A 3813-nucleotide genomic window follows, 5' to 3' on the forward strand; every position below is an offset into this window, starting at 1 on the left:
ACGCCGATGATAGTGCGGATTCCCGTGTGAAAGTAGGTAATCGTCAGGCTCCCTAAGCCAAAAACCCCCGCCCGAAAAGGCGGGGGTTTTTGCATTTGCGGCGCAGAAATGCGCGATCGCTGCAAGTGTTGGCGTGATCGTCAGTGGGCGGGCAGCTTGATACGCGCTGCATGCTGCTCCGAACCGGCAGATTTCGCAGCCACCACCTACCTCAATAAGGACATCCGGATTGCGGTCGATCCGGCCGTCACTGCCCAGGCAGGAACGAAATCTCGCGATTTGATACGATCCAAATGTCGTCGACGAATGCATGCGTCGACCTTCGTGTTCGAACCAGTGCTTGATGGAGAGAGGGCAGGGAATGAATATCGGCGACGCGTCGCGCGAATCCGGCGTCAGCGCAAAAATGATCCGCTACTACGAGCAGGTCGGCCTTCTTGCGCCGAGCAAGCGGAGCGACGCCGGATACCGCATCTACGGTTCGGATGACGTCCATATTCTGCGTTTCATCCGCCAGGCGCGGCGGCTCGGTTTTCTCGTCGAGGATATTCGCAAGCTGCTGATGCTCTGGCAAGACCGCTCCCGCGCCAGCGCCGAAGTGAAGTCGATCGCCCTCGAACACGTGGCCGAACTCGACAAACGCATCGCGGAATTGAGCGACATGCGCAATACACTTGCCGATCTCGCCGCGCACTGCCATGGTGACGGGCGACCCGAATGCCCGATCTTGGCGCGGCTGGCCGACCCGGTGAGTGAACCAGATTAGTGCATATCCTCGAGGCCGAATCGGAGCCTCGATTCAATATCTTTAAAAATCAGTGGGTTGAAGCAGATAGTTCGTAAACCATTCCAAACTGGAATGGCTTCCATGCAAGCATTTCACTGGCATCTTGGTGCGGCATCGCTATAATTCGGGATAACCCTATACGGGAAATCCCTGAATCTCGATTCGCCAGGGGTCCCCCTTCCTTGGAGAACATCATGATCGCCTACATCGTTGAAAAGCTGAGCAACTGGTTCGAATCCGCAGAGCGCGAACGCCGTGAGGCTTACCTCGCGTCGTCGTCGGACATCGTTCAGCTCGAGAGCCGCATCCGCTCGCTCGAAACCAACGGCTACTCGCTGTAATCGGAGTCACCGTCAGGTGCCGTGTGGCACCGAGCGAAAAGCAAGCCCCGTGTTGACGGGGCTTTGTTTTTTTGTGCGTCCGATCTGGCGAAATCGTCGGCGTGGCGCTATGGTATGGACCTGCTTTTCAACCGGAAGAACACGACCATGCGTTTGCGTCTCGATGTGCGTCACGTTTCCCGCGCGCGTCTCTTTCTGGGGGCCGCGGTGCTCGCTCACGGCATGGCGGCTGGTGCGGCGACGTCGTCCAGGCCGCTGATTCTCGATACGCAACGCGGGATCCAGGATGGCAAGGGCGGCCTGGTGTTGCAAACGGCTCCGTTATCGTCCGAGCCGATCGTTGAGCCCGCAGGCATGCGAGCGCCGGCAGGGCAGGGACCGAATTCTTCGGTCCCGCTGTTTGTCGCGCCGTATATCAATGTGCCGGGCTGGGGTGGGTCGCCGGCCAATCAGCCAAGACCCGCGCCAAGACCGCAGCCGTAACGGAAAACCGTTCGCTCAGTTTCCGCGGTGCTCGATCTGGCACCGCGCGCCGCTGTCCTGTCCTAGGCGCTCGACGAGATAGGGCAGCGCTTCGTTCATGCTCTGCGCGAGCGTGTACGGCGGATTCAGGATGAACATTCCGCTGCCGTAAAGGCCCAGGCCATCTGCCGGCGGATTCGATACCGTCAGCGTCAGGTGCAGCCAGTTGTTCGGCTGCAGGCGCTTGAGCTGCTCCGGAAAACGCTGCGATTCCACCCGCGCAACCTGCGGATACCAGATCGCGTAACAGCCTGTCGCGAAACGCTTCAGGCATTCCGTCACGCAAGTCACCGTGCGCGCGTAGTCCTTCTTGTCCTCATAGGACGGATCGATCAGCACGAGCGCGCGTCGCGGCGGCGGCGGCAGCAGCGCCTTGATGCCCTCGAAGCCGTCACCGGCGAAAATCATCGCGCGGCGCCCCGCATCGCGGAAGTTGTGACGCAACACGTCGATTTCCGTCGTGTGCATTTCGAACAGGCGCATCCGGTCCTGCTCGCGCATCGATCGCCATGCGAGATACGGGGAGCCCGGATAGTAATGCAGCTCACCGTCGTCGTTCAGCGCGCGCACCTCGTCGATGTAGTCGCCGAGCGCTTCGGGCAGGTCCTTTTCGTTCCACAGCGGCCCGATGCCGGTGTCGAATTCCCCTGTCTTGGCGGCATAACCGTCGCGCAGCGAATACACGCCGGCACCGGCGTGCGTGTCGATGTACCAGTACGACTTGTCTTTCTTGTTCAGGTAGCGCAGCAGCTGGACGACGACGGCGTGCTTGAGCACGTCCGCGTGGTTGCCTGCGTGAAAACCGTGACGATAACTGAGCATGGCTGGCTGCCTGAAACGAAGGGTGAATCGATGAAAACGGATGATCGCGCGAAGCCGTCGGGCCGCGCGCCAATGCGGCCGCGTATTGTACGCGAGTGGGCGTGAGCCGCCTTACTCGTATGCATCGCCGACGGCCTCCTCGATGCGTTGCTTGATCTCCGGCGTCAGTTTCTCGGCAACGTCGAGCGCGCGCATGTTGTCGCCGATCTGCTCGATTCGCGAGGCGCCCGTAATGACCGAACTCACGCGCGGATTCGCGAGTACCCATGCAATCGCGAGCTGGGCGGTGCTGCAGCCGAGTTCGGTCGCGATCTCGCCGAGCCGTTCGACCACATCGTTGCTGACCGGATCCGTCAGCCGTTCGCGGAGCCAGTCGTAGCCCGGCAATTGCGCGCGGCTGCCCGGCGGTACGCCGTTCCGGTACTTGCCGGTGAGCAGCCCCGATGCCAGCGGGCTCCAGGTCGTCAGGCCGAGGCCGTAGTCGTGATAGAGCCGTGCGTATTCCTGTTCGACCCGGGTACGGTGGAACAGGTTGTACTGCGGCTGCTCGACGACCGGCTTGTGCAGATGGTGCCGCTCGGCAATCTCGTACGCGGCGCGGATCTCGTCGGCGCTCCATTCGGACGTGCCCCAGTACAGCGCCTTGCCGCGTACGATCATGTCGCTCATCGCCCAGACGGTCTCCTCGATCGGTGTGTTCGGATCGGGGCGATGGCAGTACACGAGGTCGACATGGTCGAGCTGCAGCCGGCGCAGCGAGCCGTCGATCGCGTTCAGCAGATATTTCCGGTTCAGTGTGTGGTACTGGTTCGGCGCTTCCGCGAGCCCCCAGAAGAACTTCGTGGACACGAGGTAGCTGACGCGCGGCCAGCCGAGCGACTTGAGCGCCTGGCCCATGATTTCCTCGGATTTGCCACTGGCGTAGACCTCGGCGTTGTCGAAGAAATTGACGCCCGCATCGCGGGCCGCCGCAAGGCATTCGCGGGCGACCCGCTGATCGACCTGGTTGCCGTAGGTGACCCACGAGCCGAGCGAAAGCGCGCTGATCTGCAGGCCGGAGCGGCCTAGCCGTCGATAGTGCATGGGAATCTCCCGCGACTCTGAACCGACCTTAAGCTTAGACGTTTTGCGAGCGAACGGCGGGGCCGATCGTGCACAATAGCGGCTGGCCTCCACCTGCACGATCGCGACGAAAGCGGATGCAGCGGGGCGCGCTTTTTCGATCCGATAACGGAAGGAGACGGACATGGCAGCAGATCTGAACGGCAAGACCGCAGTCGTCACGGGCGCCGCAAGCGGCATCGGCAAGGAAATCGCGCTGGAGCTCGCGAAAGCGGGCGC

7 protein-coding genes are annotated in these 3813 nt (G+C 61.8%); 4 read left to right on the plus strand and 3 right to left on the minus strand.

The window, feature by feature from the left end:
* The coding region (locus tag DIE02_RS35845) for a hypothetical protein (protein ID WP_221623429.1) at window positions 1–312 on the minus strand (312 nt) is incomplete at its 3' end.
* Window positions 313–361: 49 nt separating this feature from the next.
* On the opposite strand from DIE02_RS35845, the gene cueR reads away from it, so the two are divergent.
* The 3 genes from cueR to DIE02_RS35075 all read left to right on the plus strand — a co-directional run bounded on the left by cueR (window position 362) and on the right by DIE02_RS35075 (window position 1611).
* Window positions 362–766, plus strand: a complete 405-nt coding sequence (gene cueR, locus DIE02_RS35065; protein ID WP_044849283.1) for a Cu(I)-responsive transcriptional regulator — start codon at window positions 362–364, stop codon at window positions 764–766.
* A gap of 215 nt (window positions 767–981) precedes the next feature.
* The gene (locus DIE02_RS35070) at window positions 982–1128 is read left to right on the plus strand and encodes a DUF3563 family protein (RefSeq protein ID WP_081053322.1); all 147 of its coding nucleotides are present in this window, start codon (window positions 982–984) and stop codon (window positions 1126–1128) included.
* A gap of 114 nt (window positions 1129–1242) precedes the next feature.
* On the plus strand, window positions 1243–1611 hold the full coding sequence (locus DIE02_RS35075; protein ID WP_124489870.1) for a hypothetical protein: 369 nt from the start codon (window positions 1243–1245) through the stop codon (window positions 1609–1611).
* Between the two features lie 15 nt (window positions 1612–1626).
* Here the strand turns inward: DIE02_RS35075 and DIE02_RS35080 are convergent, their stop codons facing one another.
* Entirely contained in the window at window positions 1627–2472 is an 846-nt protein-coding gene (locus tag DIE02_RS35080) for a 23S rRNA (adenine(2030)-N(6))-methyltransferase RlmJ (protein WP_124489871.1), read from the minus strand.
* Window positions 2473–2583: 111 nt separating this feature from the next.
* On the minus strand, window positions 2584–3555 hold the full coding sequence (locus tag DIE02_RS35085) for an aldo/keto reductase (RefSeq protein WP_124489872.1): 972 nt from the start codon (window positions 3553–3555) through the stop codon (window positions 2584–2586).
* Window positions 3556–3718: 163 nt separating this feature from the next.
* Here DIE02_RS35085 and DIE02_RS35090 point away from each other — a divergent pair.
* Window positions 3719–3813, plus strand: a 95-nt coding sequence (locus DIE02_RS35090; protein WP_124489873.1) for an SDR family NAD(P)-dependent oxidoreductase, incomplete at its 3' end; no start/stop codon positions are given.

The organism is Burkholderia sp. Bp8991, from assembly GCF_003853795.1.
Lineage (GTDB): Bacteria > Pseudomonadota > Gammaproteobacteria > Burkholderiales > Burkholderiaceae > Burkholderia.

What these genes read in the sequence shown, in the direction of transcription:
- DIE02_RS35070 (WP_081053322.1), top strand. Translation starts at nt 982, where the DNA reads ATGATCGCCTACATCGTTGAAAAGCTGAGCAACTGGTTCGAATCCGCA.
- DIE02_RS35085 (WP_124489872.1), bottom strand. Translation starts at nt 3,555, where the DNA reads ATGCACTATCGACGGCTAGGCCGCTCCGGCCTGCAGATCAGCGCGCTT.
- DIE02_RS35080 (WP_124489871.1), bottom strand. Translation starts at nt 2,472, where the DNA reads ATGCTCAGTTATCGTCACGGTTTTCACGCAGGCAACCACGCGGACGTG.
- DIE02_RS35075 (WP_124489870.1), top strand. Translation starts at nt 1,243, where the DNA reads ATGGACCTGCTTTTCAACCGGAAGAACACGACCATGCGTTTGCGTCTC.
- cueR (WP_044849283.1), top strand. Translation starts at nt 362, where the DNA reads ATGAATATCGGCGACGCGTCGCGCGAATCCGGCGTCAGCGCAAAAATG.